At 68.7% G+C, this 20,666-nt stretch carries 18 protein-coding genes; 13 read left to right on the top strand and 5 right to left on the bottom strand.

The genetic code is table 11. The annotated features are described in order from the left end of the window. Positions 1 to 20 precede the first annotated feature (20 nt). From ACFOSH_RS14785 to ACFOSH_RS14770, 4 genes are all read left to right on the top strand, one after another. Positions 21 to 638, top strand: a complete 618-nt coding sequence (locus ACFOSH_RS14785) for a histidine phosphatase family protein (protein ID WP_378239431.1) — start codon at positions 21 to 23, stop codon at positions 636 to 638. Between the two features lie 4 nt (positions 639 to 642). Then, positions 643 to 1,437: a DeoR/GlpR family DNA-binding transcription regulator gene (locus ACFOSH_RS14780; RefSeq protein ID WP_378239429.1), complete on the top strand. Its 795-nt coding sequence runs from the start codon at positions 643 to 645 to the stop codon at positions 1,435 to 1,437. A gap of 412 nt (positions 1,438 to 1,849) precedes the next feature. Then, on the top strand, positions 1,850 to 3,184 hold the full coding sequence (locus ACFOSH_RS14775; protein WP_378239428.1) for an MFS transporter: 1,335 nt from the start codon (positions 1,850 to 1,852) through the stop codon (positions 3,182 to 3,184). Continuing rightward, the gene (locus tag ACFOSH_RS14770; protein WP_378239427.1) at positions 3,181 to 4,620 is read left to right on the top strand and encodes an FGGY-family carbohydrate kinase; all 1,440 of its coding nucleotides are present in this window, start codon (positions 3,181 to 3,183) and stop codon (positions 4,618 to 4,620) included. The genes ACFOSH_RS14775 and ACFOSH_RS14770 overlap by 4 nt, the downstream gene beginning before the upstream one ends. 18 nt (positions 4,621 to 4,638) lie before the next feature. On the opposite strand, the gene ACFOSH_RS14765 is transcribed toward ACFOSH_RS14770, so the two are convergent. Then, positions 4,639 to 5,652, bottom strand: coding sequence for a hypothetical protein (locus tag ACFOSH_RS14765; RefSeq protein ID WP_378239426.1), 1,014 nt, complete (start codon positions 5,650 to 5,652; stop codon positions 4,639 to 4,641). Positions 5,653 to 5,775: 123 nt separating this feature from the next. Between ACFOSH_RS14765 and ACFOSH_RS14760 the strand changes: the two genes are divergently transcribed. The 4 genes from ACFOSH_RS14760 to ACFOSH_RS14745 all read left to right on the top strand — a co-directional run bounded on the left by ACFOSH_RS14760 (position 5,776) and on the right by ACFOSH_RS14745 (position 11,251). Continuing rightward, a complete protein-coding gene (locus ACFOSH_RS14760; RefSeq protein WP_378239425.1) occupies positions 5,776 to 7,005 on the top strand; it encodes a DUF445 family protein in 1,230 nt (409 codons plus the stop codon). 49 nt (positions 7,006 to 7,054) lie between these two features. Further along, the gene (locus ACFOSH_RS14755; RefSeq protein WP_378239423.1) at positions 7,055 to 8,281 is read left to right on the top strand and encodes a DUF445 domain-containing protein; all 1,227 of its coding nucleotides are present in this window, start codon (positions 7,055 to 7,057) and stop codon (positions 8,279 to 8,281) included. A gap of 51 nt (positions 8,282 to 8,332) precedes the next feature. After that, positions 8,333 to 9,556, top strand: coding sequence for a DUF445 domain-containing protein (locus ACFOSH_RS14750; RefSeq protein WP_378239422.1), 1,224 nt, complete (start codon positions 8,333 to 8,335; stop codon positions 9,554 to 9,556). 381 nt (positions 9,557 to 9,937) lie between these two features. Then, positions 9,938 to 11,251, top strand: a complete 1,314-nt coding sequence (locus tag ACFOSH_RS14745) for an alginate O-acetyltransferase AlgX-related protein (RefSeq protein WP_378239421.1) — start codon at positions 9,938 to 9,940, stop codon at positions 11,249 to 11,251. Here the strand turns inward: ACFOSH_RS14745 and ACFOSH_RS14740 are convergent. The 3 genes from ACFOSH_RS14740 to ACFOSH_RS14730 form a co-directional block, all read right to left on the bottom strand. After that, entirely contained in the window at positions 11,248 to 12,129 is an 882-nt protein-coding gene (locus tag ACFOSH_RS14740) for a metal ABC transporter permease (RefSeq protein ID WP_378239420.1), read from the bottom strand. The two genes, ACFOSH_RS14745 and ACFOSH_RS14740, sit on opposite strands and share 4 nt — an antisense overlap. 175 nt (positions 12,130 to 12,304) lie before the next feature. Next, positions 12,305 to 13,138 carry a metal ABC transporter ATP-binding protein gene (locus tag ACFOSH_RS14735; protein ID WP_378239419.1) on the bottom strand — a complete coding sequence of 278 codons (834 nt, stop codon included), beginning with the start codon at positions 13,136 to 13,138 and terminating at the stop codon, positions 12,305 to 12,307. Then, complete coding sequence (locus ACFOSH_RS14730) at positions 13,138 to 14,064, bottom strand: metal ABC transporter solute-binding protein, Zn/Mn family (RefSeq protein ID WP_378239418.1); 927 nt, start codon at positions 14,062 to 14,064, stop codon at positions 13,138 to 13,140. The genes ACFOSH_RS14735 and ACFOSH_RS14730 overlap by 1 nt, the downstream gene beginning before the upstream one ends. 200 nt (positions 14,065 to 14,264) lie before the next feature. Between ACFOSH_RS14730 and ACFOSH_RS14725 the strand changes: the two genes are divergently transcribed. The 4 genes from ACFOSH_RS14725 to ACFOSH_RS14710 all read left to right on the top strand — a co-directional run bounded on the left by ACFOSH_RS14725 (position 14,265) and on the right by ACFOSH_RS14710 (position 17,860). Then, positions 14,265 to 15,365, top strand: a complete 1,101-nt coding sequence (locus ACFOSH_RS14725) for a LacI family DNA-binding transcriptional regulator (protein ID WP_378239417.1) — start codon at positions 14,265 to 14,267, stop codon at positions 15,363 to 15,365. Between the two features lie 51 nt (positions 15,366 to 15,416). After that, on the top strand, positions 15,417 to 15,908 hold the full coding sequence (locus ACFOSH_RS14720; RefSeq protein ID WP_378239416.1) for a beta-class carbonic anhydrase: 492 nt from the start codon (positions 15,417 to 15,419) through the stop codon (positions 15,906 to 15,908). A 22-nt stretch (positions 15,909 to 15,930) separates the two neighbouring features. After that, a complete protein-coding gene (locus ACFOSH_RS14715) occupies positions 15,931 to 16,806 on the top strand; it encodes an A/G-specific adenine glycosylase (protein ID WP_378239415.1) in 876 nt (291 codons plus the stop codon). Between the two features lie 88 nt (positions 16,807 to 16,894). Further along, the gene (locus ACFOSH_RS14710) at positions 16,895 to 17,860 is read left to right on the top strand and encodes a peptidoglycan recognition protein family protein (protein WP_378239414.1); all 966 of its coding nucleotides are present in this window, start codon (positions 16,895 to 16,897) and stop codon (positions 17,858 to 17,860) included. On the opposite strand, the gene ACFOSH_RS14705 is transcribed toward ACFOSH_RS14710, so the two are convergent. Then, positions 17,805 to 18,959, bottom strand: a complete 1,155-nt coding sequence (locus tag ACFOSH_RS14705) for an MFS transporter (protein WP_378239413.1) — start codon at positions 18,957 to 18,959, stop codon at positions 17,805 to 17,807. The two genes, ACFOSH_RS14710 and ACFOSH_RS14705, sit on opposite strands and share 56 nt — an antisense overlap. Before the next feature lie 166 nt (positions 18,960 to 19,125). On the opposite strand from ACFOSH_RS14705, the gene ACFOSH_RS14700 reads away from it, so the two are divergent. Continuing rightward, positions 19,126 to 20,568, top strand: a complete 1,443-nt coding sequence (locus tag ACFOSH_RS14700; protein ID WP_378239412.1) for a M1 family metallopeptidase — start codon at positions 19,126 to 19,128, stop codon at positions 20,566 to 20,568. Positions 20,569 to 20,666 lie beyond the last annotated feature (98 nt).

Below are 20,666 nucleotides of genomic sequence, written 5' to 3'. Positions count from 1 at the left end.
AAGCTCGAAGGAGGGATATCGTGGTCGCACGGTTACTAGTGGCACGACACGGCCAGACCGAATGGCATGCCGAGAACAGGTACGCGGGCAGCAGCGAGGTCGCGCTGACCGACGAAGGACTCGAGCAGGCGGGCGAGCTCGCCGGGTTCGCCGCGGCGGCGGGCCCGACGGCCGTGTTCTGCTCTCCGCAGAGCCGCGCGCGCCGCACCGCGGAACCGTCGGCCGAGGCCCTGGGCCTGCCTTTACGAGTGGTCGACGAGCTGCGCGAAGTCCACTTCGGACGCATGGAAGGACGCACCAGGGACGAGCTGGCGGCGGCGGATCCCGACGCGGTCGCGAGGTTTCTCGCCAACCCCGTGACCGGCGCTTTCCCCGGCTCGGAGCCGCCACGGGACGCGGCCGCCCGCGGCGCGAGGGCACTGCGCGGGATCGCCGCCGAGGTGCCGGGCGAGACGGTGCTGGTCGTCGCGCACAACACCCTGATCAGGCTCACCTTGTGCGCACTGCTCGGCATCCCGCTCGAGACCTACCGCACGGTGTTCCCGCGGCTGGACAACGCGGCCGTCACCGAGATCGCGATCGACGGCGCACGCACCGGCCTGCTGCGTCTCAATCAGCCTGCCCGCGCGCGATACTGACACCATGAGTGATGAGAAGACGGCCGGCGCGAGCGCGCACTCTCGTAACACGCGCCAGCGGCAGATCACCGAACACGTCTTCAAGTCCGGCTCCGCCACCATCTCCGACCTGGTGGCACTCACCGGCGTCAGCACCATGACCGTGCACCGCGACGTCGACGAACTCGCCCGGCGCGGCCTGCTGCGGAAGTACCGGGGCGGCGTTTCGGCCATGCCTTCGACGGTCTTCGAAAGCAACGCCGACTACCGGATGAACGTGCATTCGGAGGAGAAGGAGGCGATCGCCGCGCACGCGCTCGCCCGCGTCGAGCCGGGGATGTCGATCCTGCTCGACGACTCCACGAGCGCGCTCGCGCTGGCGAAGATGCTGCACCGCGTCACGCCGCTGACCGTCGCGACGAACTACCTCGGTGCCATCGAACTACTCAAAGGCGTTCCCGACCTGCGGCTCATCTGCATCGGCGGGGACTACTCGGCGACCCACGACTCGTTCCTCGGCATGCAGAGCCTGGAGGCCATCGAGCGGATCAACGTCGACGCGACCTTCGTTTCGACCTCGGCGATGAACACGCGGATGACCTTCCACCAGGAGCCGGAGATCGTGATGCTCAAACGCGCGATGCTGGCCAGCGCGCGGACGAAGGTGCTGCTGATGGATCACAGCAAGACCGAACGCGCGGCGCTGCACCGGCTGGCGCCGCTGAGCGACTTCGACGTGCTGATCGTCGACGACGGGGTGGAAGACCATCTGGCAGAGGAGATGCGGAGCCAGGTGGAAGTGGACGTCGCGGAAGTTTGAGAGCGAGCCCCCTTTAGCTCCCCCTCGGGACGGCGACCTCTGCGCTTCGCCTGGCCATGGTTGATCGCCGATCCGGTCGCACGTTCGCCAGCAGTTACAGCGGCCACGTGTGAAGGCGGCCAGGGGCCGCGGCGGGTGGGGCGCGTTGGTCGTGAGTGGCGATTCGGGTCAGGGCGGGCCGGTATTTGCCTACCCGCATCGGACCTGCGCGAAGGTGACGTGTCAGGAGAGTGCTGGGTCGACGATGGAGGAATCGGGACGTTCAGTGTCCCGATTCCTCCATCGTCGCGAGGACACCCTGAGCAACCGGCCCGGGCGCGCGAGGCTAACACGAAAATCCACCGATGTAACATCTTGAAAGTTAAGTTAACACGATCCATGATACGCTGAACACGACGTCATGGAGGCGTGCATGAACCAGGTAACACCGCCGTTATCGCGATCCGGGAGCGGGTTCGCCCGCGTATTGAACCGCTGGGGCCTGCCCGCCCCGCTGTTCCTCGGCTACGCCGGGCTGCTGCTGTTCATGATCGGCGACGGGGTCGAGTCGGGCTTCATCGCGCCGTTCATGGCGGACAACGGCGCGGGCACCGAGATCAAGGCTTCGTACGTCATCACGGTGTACGGCGTCGCCGTGATGCTGGCGTCGTGGCTTTCGGGCGCGCTGTCGGATCTCTGGGGACCGCGCCGCGTGATGATGATCGGCCTGGCCATCTGGCTGGTGTTCGACGTGTTGTTCCTCGCGATCGCGGTATCCGGTGAGAACTACGCGCTGATGCTGGTGTTCTACGGCCTCCGGGGCTTCGGTTATCCGATGTTCGCGTTCGGTTTCCTGGTCTGGATCACCGCGGTGGCGCCGGTCGCCAGGCTCGGCGCGGCCGTGGGCTGGTTCTACTTCGCCTTCACCGGTGGGCTGCCGACACTGGGCGCGCTGGTCGCGAGCTTCACGAACCCGGTGCTGGGCCAGTACGGCACGCTCTGGGTGTCGGTGGCGCTGCTCGCGCTCGGCGGTTTGCTGGCGATCTTCGGCGTCCGGCAGCGGACGGGGTACACCCGGCTCGCGCCACCGGACGTGAAACCGGTGCAGAGCCTGGTCTCCAGCGTGTCGATCGCCTGGAAGAAGCCCCGCGTCGGCGTGGGGATGCTCGTCCGCGTCATCAACACCGCGCCGGAGTTCGGCATGCTGGTGTTCTTCCCGACGATCTTCATCGAGGGCATCGGGTTCGGGGAGAGCAAATGGCTGCTCCTGGTCTCGGTCATCTACGGCACGAACATCTTCTTCAACCTGATCTTCGGCGTGCTGAGCGACAGGATCGGCTGGCGCACCACGATCTTCTGGTTCGGCGCGATCGGCTGTGCGATCTCGATCCTGCTTCTCTACTTCGTCCCGATAGCGATGGGCGCCGAGTACTACTGGCTCGCGCTGCTCGTCGGCGCGCTGTACGGCGCCACGCTCGCCGGGTTCGTGCCGATCTCGGCGCTGCTCCCCTCCCTCGCCCCGGAGAACAAGGGCGGCGCGATGGCCCTGCTGAACCTGGGCGCGGGCGCGGCGGCGTTCGTCGGGCCGGCGATCGTCAGCGTGTTCCTCGGCCCGCTGGGCGCGGCCGGAGTGGTGATCGTCTTCGCCGCGCTGTACCTGGTCGCAGCGGTCTTGGTGCGCTACCTGAAGCTGCCCGAAGAGACGGCGAAGGCGATCGAAGAGGACAAGAGCCTGCAGCAAGTCGGAGAGAAGGTCGTCACGACGTGAACCACCCCGTCACGATCGGCATCGACGTCGCCACCGCGGGGGTCCGTGCCCTCGCGGTGTGCGACGGCACCGTCCTCGCTTCGGCCGCCGAGCCGCTGCCCGCGCCGGTCCGTGACGACCGCGGGCACAGCGAGCAGGACGCCCGGTCCTGGTGGCCCGCGGTGAAGACGGTGCTGGCGAAGGTCACCGGCGAGCTGCCGGGCAGGGGCGGCGAGGTCGCCGCGGTGGCCGTCGCCGCGACGTCGGGGACGATCGTCGCGGTCGACGCCTCGGGTGAGCCGGTCACGCCCGCGCTGATGTACGACGACAGGCGCGGCGCGGAGCTCAACCGCAAGGCCACCGAACTCGGCGCGGATCGCTGGCGGCGGCTCGGCTTCGGGGTGTCGGCCACGGCCGCGCTCGGCCGGATCGCCTGGCTGTCCGAGCACGTCCCCGGCGTCGCCGGGATCCGGCACACACCCGATCTGATCGCCGCGAAGCTCACCGGCGTGCCGGTGGCGAGCGACTGGTCTCATGCCTTGAAGAGCGGCTATGACCCGCTGGCCCTCGAATGGCCGACCGAGGTCTTCGCTGCCTTGGGGGTCCCGGAAGGCCTGCTCCCGCCGGTGGCCGCGCCGGCCACCGTGCTGGGCACGATGGCCCGTCCGATCGCGGGGCTCCCGGCGGGCTGTCTCGTCGTGGCCGGGATGACCGACGGCTGCGCGGGCCAGCTCGCGGCCGGGGCGGTCACCCCCGGGAGCTTCGTCGGGATCCTCGGCACGACGTACGTGCTCAAAGGGGTCACCGCAGAACTGGTGCCGGATCCGACAGGGGCGATGTACAGCCACCGCCATCCGGACGGCTGGTGGCTGCCCGGTGGCGCGTCGAACACCGGCGGCGAGGCCATCGCCGGGCAGGAACACCTTGCCGAGTTGGACGCGGCGGCGGCCGCGCTGGGCCCGGCGAAGGTGATCGCGTACCCGTTGCGGCGCAAGGGCGAACGCTTCCCGTTCGCCAGCGCGGATGCCGAGGGCTTCGTGTCCGGCGAGGCCGACGAGGTGGAGCTGCACCGCGCCAGACTGGAGGGCGTCGCGTTCCTCGAGCGGCTGGCGCTGGACCATCTGCGCCGCCTCGGCGTCACGATCACCGAACCGCTGCTGGCGGCGGGCGGCGGCAGCAAGAGTCCTTTGTGGACGCGGATCAGGGCGACCGTCACCGGTCTCGGTCTGCGGGTGTCGCCCCAGGCCGAAACGGGGTACGGCGCGGCGCTGCTGGCCGCGGCGGGAGTCCTGCCGGGTGGGCTCACCGAGGCATCCGAAGGGCTCGGCAAGGGAACGCTGGTCGAACCCGACGAGCGCGAAAGTGCCGCGCTCGCCGAGTCCTACCTGCGGTTCTGCACCGAACTGCACATCAGAGGCTGGATCGACGACGAGCTGTTCGCCGTCGTCCGGCGTTGAGAGAACAGGGCTGAGAGATCAGGAAGGGCGTGGGCCATTGGTCTTGATAGGAGCCTGCTTCGGCGCGGCCTCCGGCTTGGACGCTTCCGGCTTGACTGTCTCCGGTTTGGCTGCCCCGGCTGCGGCTGGAGCGGCGGGCGAGTCAGCGTCCGGGGCGGGAGCCAGCAGCCGGATGGCCTCCTGGACGGCGACGTCCGTGGCGGAAAGCCGATCGGCGACTTTCGACCGGAGGTCCAGCGCGAGCTTCCGTGCGTGCTGAGCCTCGGCCTGTTGGGTCTTCGCGTCGGTGAGAGCCTCCGCGACCTGCTCCTGCTTCGCGGCGATGTCCTCCGCCGAAGATTTCTCCGACTTGGCGACCTTCTCCGCCGAGATCCGCTCGGCTTCGGAGCGTTTACCCGCCGACACCCGGTCGGCTTCCGCGATCTTGTCCGCGGACGCCTTCTCCGCTTCCGCACGACGGGCGGCCGAAGCCTCCTCGGCCTTCTTGTCGGCGGCGGCGCGGGTCCGGACGCTCTCCAGGTCCAGCTCCTTGCGCTTCTGCGCCGCGTCGGAGTTCAGCCGCTCGATCTCGGCCTTGGCGTCCGCGAGCAGCTTCTCTCGCTCGGTCTGCGCGTCCTTGGCCGCCTGTTCGGTCGTACGCTGCGTCTCGTGGGCGTACTTGTCCGCTTCGGCCCGGGTCGACTTGGCGTCGGCTTCCGCGGCGGCCTTGAGGTCGGCGATCTCCTCCTCGGCGAGCTGCATCATCATCCGGACGCGTTCGGCCATCGCGCCGGCGCCGGACGGGCTCGAACTCATCCGTACGAGGGCGGCCTTGGTCTCGTCCAGTTCCTTCTGGGCGTGGCCGAGCGCCTTGGTGAGTTCACCGGCGGTCGCCACGGCCTCGTCGCGGTTGCGCGAGGTCTGCTTGAGTTCGGCCGACAGCTCGACGAGACGCTCGTCGACCTGACGCTTGTCATAACCGCGGACAGCGACCGCGAACTGGGACGATTTCGCTGAGGGCGCCTGAGGCGCCGTCTTCTCAGGAGCGACCATGGCGGACACCTTAATGAGCTTGGGCCCGTCAGGTAGTACCGCCAAACGGCTGCACTCGGCGTGCGGCCGGGCGATCCCATGGCATCCTGCATTGTTGACAGGTCGTAAGCGGGGGAGGCCCGGTTGGACATCTCGGCGATCCTCGAAGACATCCGCGAGCACTGGCACGTCTACGCCACGATGCCCTTCATCGCCGCGCTCATCGGCTACATCACGAAACGCGTCGCCATCGAGATGATGTTCCGGCCGCTGGAGTTCGTCGGGATCAAACCCCTGCTCGGCTGGCAGGGGGTCATCCCGGCCAACTCGCGCCGGATGGCGACCACCGCCGTCGACCTGCTGACCAAGAACCTCGTCGATCCGCAGGAGATCTTCTCCCGGCTCGATCCCGACGAGGTGGTCAAGGAACTGGAAGAGCCGCTCCTCAAGGCTGTCGAGGACGTCACCCGCGAGGTGATGGAGCAGTACCAGCCGCGACTGTGGGAACTGCTGCCGACGCGGGCGCAGCGAATGCTGGTCGACCAGGTCCGCGCGCAGGCGCCGAAGGTCGTCGCGCGGCTGATGCGCGAGGTGTCGACGAACATCGACGAGGTCCTCGACGTCAACGACATGCTGATCAACGCGATGGTCCGCGACAAATCGCTGACCTGCCGCCTGATCAAGGAGGTCGCGACCCCGGAACTCCGCTTCATCGCCCGGTCCGGCATCTACTTCGGCTTCGTCATCGGTCTCGTCCAGTTCGTCGCGTGGGCGCTGACGAAGCAGCCGCTGATCATGCCGATCTTCGGTTTCGTCACGGGGTTCGTCACGGACTGGCTGGCCCTGAAAATGATCTTCTACCCGCGTGAGCCGCGCCGGTTCCTGTTCTTCAGCTGGCAGGGCATGTTCCAGAAACGCCGTCAGGCCGTCGCGAAGGACTACGGCGCACTGATCGCGGACGAGGTCCTCACCGTGCGGAACGTGATGGAGGCCGTGCTCACCGGGCCGAAGTCGGACAAGCTGTTCGCGATGATCACCCGCGAGGTGCAGCGGACCATCGACGCGCAGGCGAGCATCGCGAAACCGCTGGTGGCGCTGACCGTCGGCGGCGTGCAGTACCAGGAGATGAAGAAGGCCGCGGCGGAGAAGGTGATCTCGTATCTCCCCGAAACGGTGAAACACGTGGAGAGCTACGCCACTGACGCGCTCGACGTCCGCAACACCATCGTCACGAAGATGCAGCAACTGACCCCGCTCGAGTTCGAGGGGATCCTGCGTCCCGCCTTCCAGCAGGACGAATGGAAGCTGATCGCGGTCGGCGCGGTGATCGGCGGGCTCGTGGGTGAACTTCAGGTCCTGTTACTCCTCCATTGAGGACAGGCGGCTAGGTTCCCCTCAAGCAGAACGCGGGAGGGGCTGGAAAGTGGACGCCGTCATCGCCGATCTCGGCGAGCACTGGCCGGTGTACGTCACCATGCCGTTCATCGCCGCGCTGATCGGCTACGTCACCAAACGCGTCGCCATCGAGATGATGTTCAAACCGGTGGAATTCGTCGGTGTCAAACCGTTCCTCGGCTGGCAGGGGGTGTTGCCTGCGAACGCCGAGCGGATGGCGGCCACCGCCACCGAGATGCTGACGAACAACCTCGTCGACCCGAAGGAGATCTTCGCCAGGCTCGACCCGGCGCAGGTCGCGAAGGAGATCGAGCAGCCGCTTCTGCGGATCGTCGAGGATGTCACCCGCGAGGTGATGGAGCAGTACCAGCCGCGACTGTGGGAAGTGCTGCCGAACACCGCCCAGCAACTGCTGCTCAAACGAATACAGGCCGAAGCGCCGCGCGCGATCACGAAGATCATGGGCGAGATCGCGGAGAACATCGAGGACGTCCTCGACCTCAAGCACATGGTCGTGACGAACCTCGTCCGCGACAAGGCCTTGCTGAACCGGCTGATCCGCGACATCTCGCGACCGGAGATGCGGTTCATCGCGCGGTCGGGGATCGTGTTCGGCTTCTCCCTCGGCTGCGTGCAGCTGCTCGTCTGGGCACTGACGAAGTCGCCGATCGTGCTGCCGCTGTTCGGCATCGGCATCGGCTGGTTCACCGACTGGATCGCCCTGAAGATGATCTTCCTGCCGCGTGAGCCGAAACGGTTCTTCGGCTTCTACACCTGGCAAGGCGTGTTCCAGAAACGCAAGGACCAGGTCGCCGCCGACTACGGCGACATGATCGCGCAGGAGATCATCACCATCCCGAACCTGCTCGAAGCCGTGCTGAGCGGACCGAAGTCGGACAAGCTGTTCACGATGATCACCCGCGAGGTGCAGCGGACCATCGACGCGCAGGCGAGCGTCGTGAAACCGTTCGTCGCGATGGCCGTCGGGAGCAGGAAGTTCCAGGAGATGAAACAGACCGCGGCGGCGAAGGCGGCGGCCCGGATCCCGGAGACGATCCGCCACGCCGAGGGGTACGCCGTCAACGCGCTCGACGTCCGGAACACCATTGTGGACAGAATGCGACAGCTGAACCCGCTCGAATTCGAGCAGTTGCTGCGTCCGGCGTTCCGGCAGGACGAGTGGAAACTGATCGCCGTCGGCGCGGTGATCGGCGGCCTTGTCGGTGAACTTCAGGTGCTTCTGCTGCTTCACTGACGGCCAACCGATACGGTTTCCCCTCCCCCGGTGTTCGAACGAGGAGGTCTTATGGACGCCGTCCTCGAAGACCTCGCGCGGCACTGGTGGCTGTACGCCGCGATCCCGTTCATCGCCGCGCTGATCGGCTACGTCACCAAACGCGTCGCCATCGAGATGATGTTCAAACCGCTGGAGTTCGCCGGGATCAAACCGTTCCTCGGCTGGCAGGGCGTGGTGCCCAAGCACGGCGGGCGGATGGCCGCGGTCGCGACCGAACTGCTGACTTCGAACCTGCTGGACGTCAAAGAGGTCTTCCGCCGGATCGACCCGGCGATCATCACGCGCGAGATCGAGCAGCCGCTGCTGAAGGCCGTGGACGAGGTCGCCCGCGAAGTGCTCGAGAAGCACCATCCCAGGCTCTGGGAAGTCATGCCGACGATGGCGCAGGAGCTGCTGATCAAGCAGGTCCAGTCTTCGACGCCGCGGCTGGTGCGCGAGTTCATGGAGGAGATGACCGAGAACCTCGACGAGGTGCTCGACTTCCAGCACATGACCGTGCAGCGGCTCACCAGGGACAAGAAGCTGCTCGTCCGGTTGATCCGTGAGACGTCGCGGCCGGAGATGGCGTTCATCGCGCGCACGGGGATCTACTTCGGCTTCGGGCTCGGCGTCGTGCAGGCGATCGTCTGGGCGGTGACGAAGGAACCGTGGGTGCTGCCGATCTTCGGCGGCTGCATCGGGCTGCTCACCGACTGGCTGGCGATCAAACTGATCTTCGTGCCGCGCGAGCCGGTGCGGGTCGGCCGGGTGATCCTGCAGGGCAAGTTCCAGCGGCGGCGGGCCGAGGTCGCGCATCAGTACGGCGAGATGATCGCGAACGAGATCCTCACCGTGCCGAACCTGCTCGACGCAGTCCTTCGCGGGCCACGCTCGGACCGGCTCTACGCGCTGGTCGAACGGCTCGTGGCGCAGGCCGTCGACGAGCAGGCTAGCGTCGCGAAACCGATGGTCGCGATGGCCGTCGGCGGGCAGCGGCTGCGCGAGATCAAACAGGCGGCCGCGCGGACGGCGCTGGAGCGGCTGCCGCCGACGATCCGCCACGCCGAGGGCTACCTGACCGAGGCGATGGACGTCGCGAAGATCGTCGAGCGGCGGATGCTCGGGCTGACGCCGCTGGAGTTCGAGGGGCTGCTGCGCCCGGCGTTCCGGCAGGACGAGTGGAAGCTCATCGCGGTCGGCGGACTCATCGGCTTTCTGGTCGGCGAGCTCCAGGTCCTCCTCATGCTCCACTGACGCCGGATCGCGTTTAGCCCGCTAAACGCAGGTGGGGGCCCGGGCGGCGGCACCGCTTGGTCCAGGTGGTCGCCCCCGGCCCGGATCGCGTTTAGCCCCCTAAACGCGATCCGGGTGGGTGGGCTCCAGGGCGACAGAGCGCGTTTAGCTCGCTAAACGCAGGTCGGGCCGGGTTGCAGCCGCATCCCGCGGGGTGCCATGCCCCCAATGCCACATTGGAGACGCTGAGTGTCTCCAATGTGGCATTGGGGGCATCGGTCCCGGAGGTCCGGAGGTCTCGGAGCGCCTACGGACCTGCGTTTAGCGGGCTAATCGCGATCTGTGGGGGCGGAAGTGAGGTGTTCTCACGTGCGGGAGACACGGGGTGATTACGGTGGAGGGGTGGCGTCCGAACCCCAGCAGCTGCCAGCCGTCCACGAGGCGTGGCTTCCGCGTGAGCACGCGTTGCACCGTCCCCGCCACGGCGGCAGGCAGCTGACCGCGCTGATCAGCGCGCTGCTGTTCTTCACCACCCCCGCGCTGCTGTGGGTGTTCGGCGTGCGGCCGGGCGAGATCGAGAACCACAAGCTCGCGAGCTTCCCCGGCCTGGACAAGGGCTGGGGCTTCTTCACCGACATGCCCGCCTGGGCCATCGACCAGCTGTCGTTCCGGCCGGGCGCGATCACCGCCGCGGACGCGATCAGCCGCGGCGTCTTCGGCGAAGGCGCCCCGCTCGACCAGCCGCCACCGCAGCAGCAGGCGGGCCCGATCCCCGCCCCGCCGGCCCCGACGCCGTCCAAGACCGCGCCCACCCAGGGCCCGACGCCGAACGCCGCGTCCGGCTACCGCCGGGTCGTCCAGGGTCGCGACGGCTGGCTGTACTACGGCTACGACGCCGACGCGAAATGCGATCCGTCCCGCCCGCTGCCCGAGACGATCGACAAGATCAACGAGCTGCGACGCGCGGTCGAGCAGTCCGGGAGGCGGTTCGAGCTGGTCGTCGCGCCGGACAAGTCGACGATGGTCCCGCAGTTCCTGCCCGACTCCTATCCCGGCCGGGACTGCTCGCGGTCGGCCGAGGCGACCACCTGGCACCGGATGCTCAAGGACGCCCGCGCGATCGACCTGCGGCCCGAACTGCGCGCGTCCGAGGGCCGGGTGCAGCGGCCGGTCTACCCGCCGAACGACACGCACTGGGCCGACGAGGGCGCGCTGGTGATGACGCGCGCGATCGCGAACGCGATCAAGCCGGGGGTCACGCAGACCTGGGTGAGCGTTCCCGTCGGGCAGTACGACGCCGTCGCGGACCTGCCGCCGCTGATCAGCAAGCAGGGCACGAAGACGAACACGCTGTACAGCCTCCGCCCGGACGGCCTGGTCGAGCGCGCGGGCGAGACCAACGGCGACATCGACCGTCCGGTGTACCGCACGGCGAGCCCGCTGATCGGGACCGTGGACGAGAAGGTCCTGATCTACGGCGACTCGTTCACGAAGGCGTCTTCGCGCTATCTCTCGGGCGCTTTCACGAACTTGACGATGCTGGCGCACTTCACCCAGAAGACGTCGCAGGCCGAGGCCGTCGACGCTTTCGTGAACGCGAACGTCGTGGTCCTCGAAGCCGTGGAGCGCAGTGTGGCCGGGGGGCAGCTCGCGTTCATCGACCCCGGTTTCCTCGAGGCGGTCAAGAAGGCGCTCGCCGAGCACCCGATCCGCTAGCGCAAGGCGGGCTGCGGCGTCGCCGTCGGCTCGACGCGGACCCGCGTGCTCCGGCCGCGCAGCCACGCGATGAGGCGGCAGACCAGGTAGATCACGAACGAGATCGTCGTGACGAACGCGCTCACCGGCTTCCCGGGCGCGAGCGACAGGATGATCCCGCCGAGTGCCGCGATCTCCGCGAACACGATCGACAGCACGGTCGCCTTCCACGGGCTCGCCGTGACCCGCGCGGCCGCCGCCGCCGGGGTCACCATCAGCGAGACCACCAGCAGCGCGCCGACGATCTGCACGCCGAGCGCGCTCGAAATGCCGACCAGCACCGCGAAGATCAAAGAAAGCAGCCGGACCGGGACACCGCGCGCCGTCGCGACAGCGGGGTCGACCGTGGCGAACAGCAGCGGCCGGTAGATCACCGCGAGCACCACCAGGACGACGACCGAGGCGCCGACGAGGAGGTTCAGGTTGGTCGAGTCGATGGTGATGATCTGCCCGACGAGGATGCCGAACTTGTTGGCGCTGCGGCCTTCGTAGAACGACAGCAGCAGGACACCCATGCCGAGCCCGAAGGCGAGGATCACGCCGATCACGGAGTCGCGTTCGGACTCGCGGCCGCCGAGGATCCCGATCAGCAGGGCGGCGATGACCGCGCCCGCGAGGCCGCCGAGTTCGACGCCGACACCGAGCAGCAGCGCGCCGGCCGCGCCGGTGAAGGCCAGTTCGGCGGTGCCGTGCACGGCGAACGACATCCGCCGCATGACCACCAGCGGGCCGAGGACGCCCGCGACCAGGCCGAGGACGGCGGCGGCGAGCAGCGCCGTCCGTACGAAGTCGAGGCCGAGGAGTTCGCCGGTCAGGGCGAAGTCGAACATCTTGTCCACGGCGTTTATCCGAAAACCCGCGACCACGATCGCGTCGCCAGGGCGCGATCTTGGGTCATCGAGCGCGTTGATTCACCAAGGCGCCCTGCCGCCCCGATCGCGGGGCCTCCGGCCGGGGCGGGTTCTGCATGTGGTCCAGGCCGCACGAATGACCTCACTTCGTCTACCACTTCCGCTAACTGGCCTGTTCGTCGATGTGGTGGGGTTCGTCCTCGCACAGCGCGCTCTGCGCCCCGGCGACGTGGATCTGCCCGCCGACCTTGAGCACCTCGATCCGCGTGCCGTACAACTCGGACAGCGTCTCCGAGTTCATCACCTCGTCCGGCTTGCCGACCCGGAACTGGCCGTTCACCAGATACAGCACCCTGTCCACATAGGACAGGATCGGGTTGATCTCGTGGGTGACGAACAGGACGGCGGTGTCCGCCGAACGGCGCCGCTCGTCGATCAGCTCGCTGACCGCGCGCTGGTGGGCGAGGTCGAGGGAGAGCAGCGGCTCGTCGCACAGCAGGACCGCGGGGTCGCCGACCAGCGACTGCGCGACGCGGAGCCGCTGCTGCTCGCCGCCGGAAAGCCGCCCCACCGGTTGTTTCGCGTACGCCTGGGCGCCGACGGCCTCGATGGCCCGCGCCACCAGCTGACGTCGCTTCGAAATCCCGAAGAGCCCCGTCCCCCACCGGTGCCCGTCCAGGCCGAGGCCGACCAGGTCCACCCCGCGCATCGTCAGGCCCTCGTCGAGGGCGCGCTGCTGCGGGATGTAGCCGATCCGCCGGTTCTGCCCGCCGGGGCGCCGCCCCGCGATCTCGACCGTGCCCTCGGGCAGTCCCTGCTGGCCGAGCAGCACCTTGAGCAGGCTGCTCTTCCCGGAGCCGTTCGGCCCGAGGATGGCGAGGAACTCCCCGGGCTCGACGTCGAGGTCGAGCCCGGACCAGAGGGTCCTGGTGCCGAACGCGAGGCTCGCCCCGCGGACACGGACCGCGGGACGCGCCTCGGCAGGTACGGAGCTCACTACTTCAGTGCTCCCGCCAGCGCGTCCACTGCCTTGGTCATCCATGCAATGTAGTCGGTCACACCCTGGGGAAGTGTTTCGGTGACGTCGACGACGGCGATCCCGGCGCTCTTGGCGTCGCCGACGATCTGCTGGGTGACCGGGGTGGTGGTCTGCGCGTTGTTGACCACGGCCTTGACCTGCTTGCCGGAGATCAGCTGCTTGACCTCGTTGAGCGCGGCGGCGGGCACGTCCTGCTCCGCTTCCACGGCCGCGGCGAAGGCGGGCGGAGTCGCGTCGGTGACCTTCGCGCTGTCGAGCAGGTAGTGCGCGACGGGCTCTGTCGCGACGACCTTGCCGGAGGTGCCCAGCCCGGTGACCTTCTTCAGCAGCTCCTGGGTCTTGCCCTTGAACGCGGTCGCGTTGGCGGTGAAGGCGTCCTTCGACGCGGGCTGGATCTCGCCGAGCTTCGCGGCGACCTGGTCGGCGATCTTCTCGACGCCGGGCAGGCTGTACCAGACGTGCTCGTTCTCGTTGCCGGTCGCGGCGATGTCGACGGCGACCAGTTTCTGCGCGCCGGTGGCCTGGTCGGCGAGCTTGGAGAAGAACTCGTCGTAGCCGCCGCCGTTGGACAGCGTCAGCTTCGCGTTCTTCGCGGCGATGGCGTCGCTCGCGGTGGTCTCGTAGGAGTGCGGGTCGGCCGAGGGGTCGTGGATGATCGAGGTGACCTCGACCTTGTCGCCGCCGACGGCGGTCACGACGCTGCCCCAGACGTCGGTCGAGGCGACGACCTTGATCTTCTCGCCGCCGGGGTTCGCGGCGGACGCGTTCTGCGAACCGGAGCCCGTGGACGCCTTGTCACTCGACGCGCAAGCCGTCGCGCCGAGCGCGAGGACGGCCAGGGCCGACACGGCCGCGAAAACACTCTTAGTACGGCGGGAATTCATTTACTGCACTCCTGCGGATGCCCAGGCCAGGTGTCCCAGATGCCGGGTAATGGAAACCGTTGTCAGATTCAACTGTACCCCATCCGGCTGACGGAACCCGCTGTCCAGGTGCGAGCTGTACCCAGGGTCACTCTGAATCGAGACCTGCCACACGTCGGGTGATGCTTCTGCAAAACGTTCTGAACCGTTACGGTTTGCGGATGGGCCGTCCTATTCGCACCAGGAGGCAGGCGACACTGGCGTCGTTGGCCGCGGAGCTCGGTGTGTCGAGGACCACCGTCTCCAACGCCTACAACCGACCCGACCAGCTGTCCCCTGAGTTGCGCCGCCGTGTTCTCGAGACCGCACGGCGCCTCGGCTACCCGGGCCCGGACCCGGTGGCCCGTTCACTGCGGACGCGCAAGGCCGGCGCTGTCGGTCTTTTGCTCACAGAGAACCTCTCCTACGCCTTCCGCGATCCGGCCGCCGTCGGCGTGCTCGAAGGACTGGCGCTGGCGTGTGAAGACGCGGGCGTCGGCCTGCACCTGGTCCCGGCGAGCCCCGGCAACGAGGACGTCGCGGCCGTGCACCGCGCGGGTGTCGACGGTTTCGTCGTCTATTCGGTGCCCGACGACGACCCGCATCTGGGCGCCGTACTGGAACGCCCGGTGCCGACGGTGATCGTCGACCAGCCGCGCGTGGACGGTGTCGACAGGGTCGGCCCGGACGACGCGGCCGCCGTCACCGCCATGGCCGAACACCTCATCTCGCTGGGTCACCGGCAGATAGGCGTGCTGTGCATGCGGCTGGCCCGCGAGCGCAACGACGACTTCGTCTCCATCCAGCGGCAGAGCGCCGCGCACTTCCACGTCCAGCGGATCCGGCTGGAGGCGCTGGCCGCCGCGTTCTCGGCGGCCGGGGTCGACTGGGCGACGGTGCCGGTGGTCGAACGCTTCGACCACACCGTGGACGACGGCGCGTCGGCCGCACGCCAGCTGCTCGACGCGTATCCGCAGGTCACCGCCGTGATCTGCACTTCGGACATCCTCGCGCTCGGCGCGCTGGCCGAGGCGGAACGCCGCGGGCTGCGCGTGCCGCAGGATCTGACGGTCACCGGATTCGACGGCATCACCGAGGCCGAACGCTCCGGGCTCACCACGGTCCACCAGCCGGTGCTCGAGAAGGGCAAGGCGGCCGGAAAACTGCTGCTCAGCTCGGCCGACCGGGTCGGCCCGAAGGTGATCACCCTGCAGACGGAACTGCGGGTCGGCCGCACGTCGGCACCGCCACGAACGGCCGAGGAACGCTGGTTCGGGCCGTGATGTAGCCCGTAAAACGTTGCTCTCACCGAGCGTGTCGGTTCAAATAGTCAGGTGACCTCAATCGACGTACTTCTCAAGCGAAACCAGGAGCTGGGCGACGTCACTCCTGGTGACCGCTCGTCCCCGAGGCCATCACTCCAGGTGGCGGTTCTGACCTGCATGGACGCCCGTATCCGGGTGTTCGAGATCTTCGGCCTGCTGCAGGGCGAGTCTCACGTCCTGCGCAACGCCGGCGGTGTCGTCACTGACGACATGATCCGCTCGCTCGCGCTGAGCCAGCGAAAACTGGGCACTCGTGAGGTGCTGATCGTCCAGCACACCGAATGCGGCCTCTCGATGGTGACCGAGGACAACTTCAAGGACGAACTCGAAGAGGCCTCCGGACTGCGTCCGACCTGGGCCGTCGAGGCGTTCCGCGAGGTCGAGGACAGCGTGCGCCGGTCGGTGCAGCGGGTCCGGCGCAGCGACTTCCTGCCGCACACCGACAACGTGCGCGGCTTCGTCTACGACGTGAAGACGGGACACCTCACGGAGATCGCGTAGCGCGCTTCCCTAAGCTGGCCGGGTGGGCGTCGACGCGGATGTGCTGACCGGATGGTTCGACGAAGTGGGGCGCGACCTGCCCTGGCGTGAGCCGGAGTGCACCGCCTGGGGCGTGCTGGTCAGCGAGATCATGTTGCAGCAGACGCCGGTCGCGCGCGTCCAGCCGATCTGGCTCGAATGGATGGCGCGCTGGCCGGTTCCGTCGGCGCTGGCGGCGTCTTCGCAGGGCGAGGTCGTGCGCGCCTGGGGCAAGCTCGGCTACCCGCGGCGCGCGTTGCGGCTGCACGCCGCGGCGGCCGTCATCGCCGCCGAACACGGCGACGTCGTCCCGTCCGATGTGGACACTCTTCTCGCCTTGCCGGGCATCGGCGCGTACACCGCACGCGCTGTCGCGGCCTTCGCCTACGGCAAGCGGGCGCCGGTGGTGGACACGAACGTCCGGCGCGTGGTGGCCAGGGCCGTGCACGGCGCCGGTGACGCCGGACCGCCGTCGAACACCCGCGACATGGCCGACGTCGAGGCGCTGCTGCCGCCGGAGGACGCGCCCGCCGCGAAACTCTCGGCGGCGCTGATGGAACTCGGCGCACTCGTCTGCACCGCGCGGTCGCCGCAGTGCGCGGACTGCCCGATCTACGACGACTGCGCCTGGCAGCACGCGGGCAAACCCGCCTACGCCGGTCCCGCGAAGCAGGTCCAGAAATTCGCCGGGACCGATCGCCAGGTGCGCGGGCTGCTGCTCGACGTCCTGCGCGGCACCGAAGGCCCGGTCGAGAAGGCACGGCTCGATCTCGTCTGGCACGAATCCGGGCAGCGCGACCGCTGCCTCGACTCTTTGCTGGTCGACGGCCTGCTCGAACAGACCGGGGACGGCCTGTTCGCGCTCCCCGGCGAACACTAACGCATTACGACAAAAGTTGGTCAATGGTTGTCATCGGCGCGATGGCGGGTTAGTTTTCCGGCCAACGCGCATGATGGGAGTTACGCCCGTGGCCGACTTCGACCGACGTACCGCGCTCAAGGGCGGCCTGACGGTAAGCGCCGTCGGGCTACTGGGGACGACAACGATTTCCGCCGCAGCCGCGGCGCCCGGTGCAGCACAAGAACCCACGATCCACGACACGGCGGCCTGGGGTGCCCGGCCGCCGAACGGGGCGATCGAGGTGCAGAACCACAAACCGACGTACATCGTCGTGCACCACACGGTCGATCCCGGCAACGTCACCGACTACACGCTCGAACACGCCTACTGGGCGTCGCGTTCGATCCAGAATTTCCACATGGACACCCGTGGCTGGGTCGACAGCGGCCAGCAGTTCACGAACAGCCGCGGCGGGCACATCACCGAAGGTCGGCACCGCAGCCTGGAGATCCTGCGTGGCGGCAAGCAGCACGTGCTGGGCGCGAACGTGGGCAACAACAACAGCACCTGCATCGGGATCGAGAACGAGGGCCTCTACAGCAAGGAAGACGTCACGCCCGCGCTCTGGGACTCGCTGGTGAAGATGGTCGCGTACATCGCTTCGCAGTACGGGATCTCGCCGGAGTTCATCAAGGGGCACCGGGACTTCAACTCGACCGAATGCCCGGGGACCGTGCTGTACGACCGGCTTCCGGAACTGCGCACCGCGGTCGGGAAGCTGCTGGGCTCCGCGTCGCCGAAGGCCGACCTGCCGGAGTGGCCGCTGCTCAAACCCGGCGACTCCGGACCGCGAGTGCGGGTGGCGCAGGAACTCCTGCGGGAACGCGGTTTCACCCTCCCCGTCGATGGCCTTTTCGGACAATCCACAAAGGACGCTGTCGCCGCGCTGGCGGCCCGCAACGGGCTGGAACGCGACGCCTGCGGCGCGACCGCGGCGACCGACGAGACCGGGTTCCTCGGCTCCGACGTCTGGCCGCTCATCGTCCGGTCGGGCACTGATACGAGGGCGCTGAAAGCACGACTCGCCGGCTGAACAGCAGCGGCAAGAGGACCACGAAGGCGGCGCACCAAGGGAGCAGGAACGTTCCCAGCGGCAGCAGCAAGCCGCCGATGAGGGCTCCCCCGGCGACGGCGCCGTTCCAGGCCGCGATCGTGAGCGACTGGGCGGCGTCGGCGGTGGGGCCCGCGATCAGCGCGGTGACGGCCTGGAACGCGGTGGGCGCGCCGCCGAACGCCAGACCCCACAGGCAGGCAGCGGCCAGCACCACGCCGTGGACGCCGCCGCTGAGTCCGATGAGGACGATGGCGGCGGCCGTCAAGGCGGTGCAGGACACCAGGACCGCGCGGGGGTGACGGTCGAGCGCGGAGCCGACCGCCACCAGCCCGCCGACCGTGGCACAGCCGAACACCAGCAGCGCCGCGCCCAGCATCGTCGCCGCGTCGAGGCCCACGAGCACCGGGCCGATGTAGGTGTAGGCCACGTTGTGCCCCAACGAGAACAACGCCACCGTCGCCAGCACGGGGCGCATCCCCGGCAGCCGGGACGCGGCCAGCGGCCGGGTGGGCCCCGCCGGATCCGCGGGTACGGCGGGCACCGCGACGAGTACCCACGCCAGCAGCGGCACGGTGATCAGCGCCATCGCGGCGAACGCCCAGCGCCAGTCGGCCAGTTCGCCGAGCGCGGTCCCGGCCGGGACGCCGAGCGCGAAGCCGATCGGGGTGCCGGACATGGCCACGGCCAGCGCACGCCCGGTGAGTCCCGGTGGGGCGAGGCGCATCGCGTAGCCGGCGACGAGTGACCACATCACCCCGGTCAGCGCGCCGGAAGCGACCCGCGTCGCGAGGATCAGCGGGTACGACGAGGACACCGCGATCACCAGGTTGGTGACCAGGAAACCGGCGATCAGCGCCAGGAGCAAACGTTTGCGCGGCACCCGCAGCGTCGCGCCGGTGAGCGGGATGGCGGTGAGCGCGGTGGTGATCGCGTAGACCGTCACCAGCTGCCCGGCGGCCGACGGGGAAACACCCAGCTCCGCGGACATGCCCAGCAGCAGCCCGGCGGGCAGCACTTCGGTGAGGCAGCCGAGGAAGACCGTCGTCGTCAGCGCGAGCAGCGCCGGGAAGGGCAGCATGCCTCGACGATCTCTTCCCCCGCGCGGCGCGGGTAGTCCCCGACGGTCATGCCGCGGCGTTATCGGCCGGGATAACCCCGCGGCATGACCGGCTGGCAGTGCCGCGCGCGACGCGGACGTACGCACGATGACCGGGCATCCTCCCCGGCAGAGAGAAGGCCCGTTCATGACCGTGCGGATTCGGTGGCAGGAGCCACTGTGCACCGCGTTGCTCGCCACCACGATGATCGGCGCCTGCCCGGCTTCGGCGGTGGCTCAGCCGGCACCCGGCAGCGACGGGTACGTGCACGTCTCGCCCGACGGCACCGTCCTCGGCCCCGATCCTTACTACCCGAAGGACGGCAACGGCGGCTACGACGTCGACAAGTACTCGCTCGCGCTGGACTACGCGCCGTACTCGATGCTGCTGAGCGGCAAGGCGACGATCACCGCGACCGCCACCCAGGACCTGAGCCGGTTCGACCTCGACCTGCGCGGCCTCACCGTGCGCTCGGTCAGCGTCGACGGGGTGGCCGCGACGTTCCGCCGGGCAGGCGAACACGAGCTGGTGATCACCCCGAAGACCCCGCTGGCCGCGGGCAAGCGGTTCACCGTGGTGGTCGGTTACGACGGGCGGCCGGAGCCGCTCACCACGGCGCGCGGCCGGGTCGGCTGGCTGGCCGCCTCCGGCGATTCCGCCGTGGCCACCGGCCAGCCCCGGTCGGCGATGACCTGGTTCCCGGTCAACGGCACCGAAGTCGACAAGGCGACCCTGCGCGTCTCCATCACCGTCCTGGACGAATTCTCCGCGATGGGCAACGGTTTCCAGGTCTCCGACGTGCCCGCGGGCTTCGGACGGCACACCGTCACCTGGTCGGAGGACACCGCCCTCGCGCCGAGCACGGCGATGCTCGGCATCGGGCGCTGGGAGGTCGAGAAGATCGCGCTTCCCGGCGGCCGGACGGCGATCAACGCGTACCACCCGTGCGCCGTCGACAAGCGGGCGATCGGCGGGCGGCTGCCCGAAGTGCTGGAATTCCTCACCGGGAAGTTCGGCGACTACCCGCAATCGGCGGCGGGCGGGCTGTTCCTCGACCGCTCCCTCGGCTACACGCACGGCGCCCAGACCCGGCCGGTGTTCGGCCGCACGGCCACCGTCGCCGATCTGGTGTACGCCACCGCGTACCAATGGTGGGGCGCCGGGGTGACCGGCAAGATGTGGCGCGACACGCTGATGCCCGAGTCCGTCGCGCAGTACGCGGTTTGGCTGTGGGACGAGGCCAAGAACGGCGCCGACCTGGATCGGCGCTACCGCGAAACGGTGGCCAAGGTGAGCGGGGACCCGGCTTTCTGGGCGCCCAAACTCACCGATCCGGGCAAGGGGACCGAATTCGCGCCCACCCCCAAGGCGGTGCTGATGATGCACGCGCTACGGCGGCTGATCGGCGAGGACGCGTTCTTCCAGATCATGGCGGGCTTCCCGATGATCAACCCGCAGGGGAACCAGAACTGGCACGACTTCGAGCTCTACGTCTCCGCGATGACGCAACGCGACCTCGGCGAGTTCACGCACGCGTGGCTGGACGGCACGGTGCGGCCGCCGGACGCGCTCCTCTACCCCAAGCAGTAGACCGCGCTTGTCCCGGATCTCGCGTGATTGGAGAGGTCACTCGCGTGATTGGAGGCGGATCTCGCGTGTTTAAACGCGAGATCCGGGTCTGATCACGC

Source organism: Amycolatopsis speibonae (assembly GCF_042647925.1).
GTDB lineage: Bacteria > Actinomycetota > Actinomycetes > Mycobacteriales > Pseudonocardiaceae > Amycolatopsis > Amycolatopsis speibonae.
The sequence above is the reverse complement of the archived record's forward strand: the minus strand, read 5'-3'. Positions and strand labels throughout refer to the sequence as shown.

Coding starts and splice junctions, on each gene's coding strand:
- ACFOSH_RS14780 (WP_378239429.1), top strand. CDS start 643: ATGAGTGATGAGAAGACGGCCGGCGCGAGCGCGCACTCTCGTAACACG.
- ACFOSH_RS14775 (WP_378239428.1), top strand. CDS start 1,850: ATGAACCAGGTAACACCGCCGTTATCGCGATCCGGGAGCGGGTTCGCC.
- ACFOSH_RS14765 (WP_378239426.1), bottom strand. CDS start 5,652: ATGGTCGCTCCTGAGAAGACGGCGCCTCAGGCGCCCTCAGCGAAATCG.
- ACFOSH_RS14750 (WP_378239422.1), top strand. CDS start 8,333: ATGGACGCCGTCCTCGAAGACCTCGCGCGGCACTGGTGGCTGTACGCC.
- ACFOSH_RS14730 (WP_378239418.1), bottom strand. CDS start 14,064: ATGAATTCCCGCCGTACTAAGAGTGTTTTCGCGGCCGTGTCGGCCCTG.
- ACFOSH_RS14725 (WP_378239417.1), top strand. CDS start 14,265: ATGGGCCGTCCTATTCGCACCAGGAGGCAGGCGACACTGGCGTCGTTG.
- ACFOSH_RS14705 (WP_378239413.1), bottom strand. CDS start 18,959: ATGCTGCCCTTCCCGGCGCTGCTCGCGCTGACGACGACGGTCTTCCTC.
- ACFOSH_RS14700 (WP_378239412.1), top strand. CDS start 19,126: ATGACCGTGCGGATTCGGTGGCAGGAGCCACTGTGCACCGCGTTGCTC.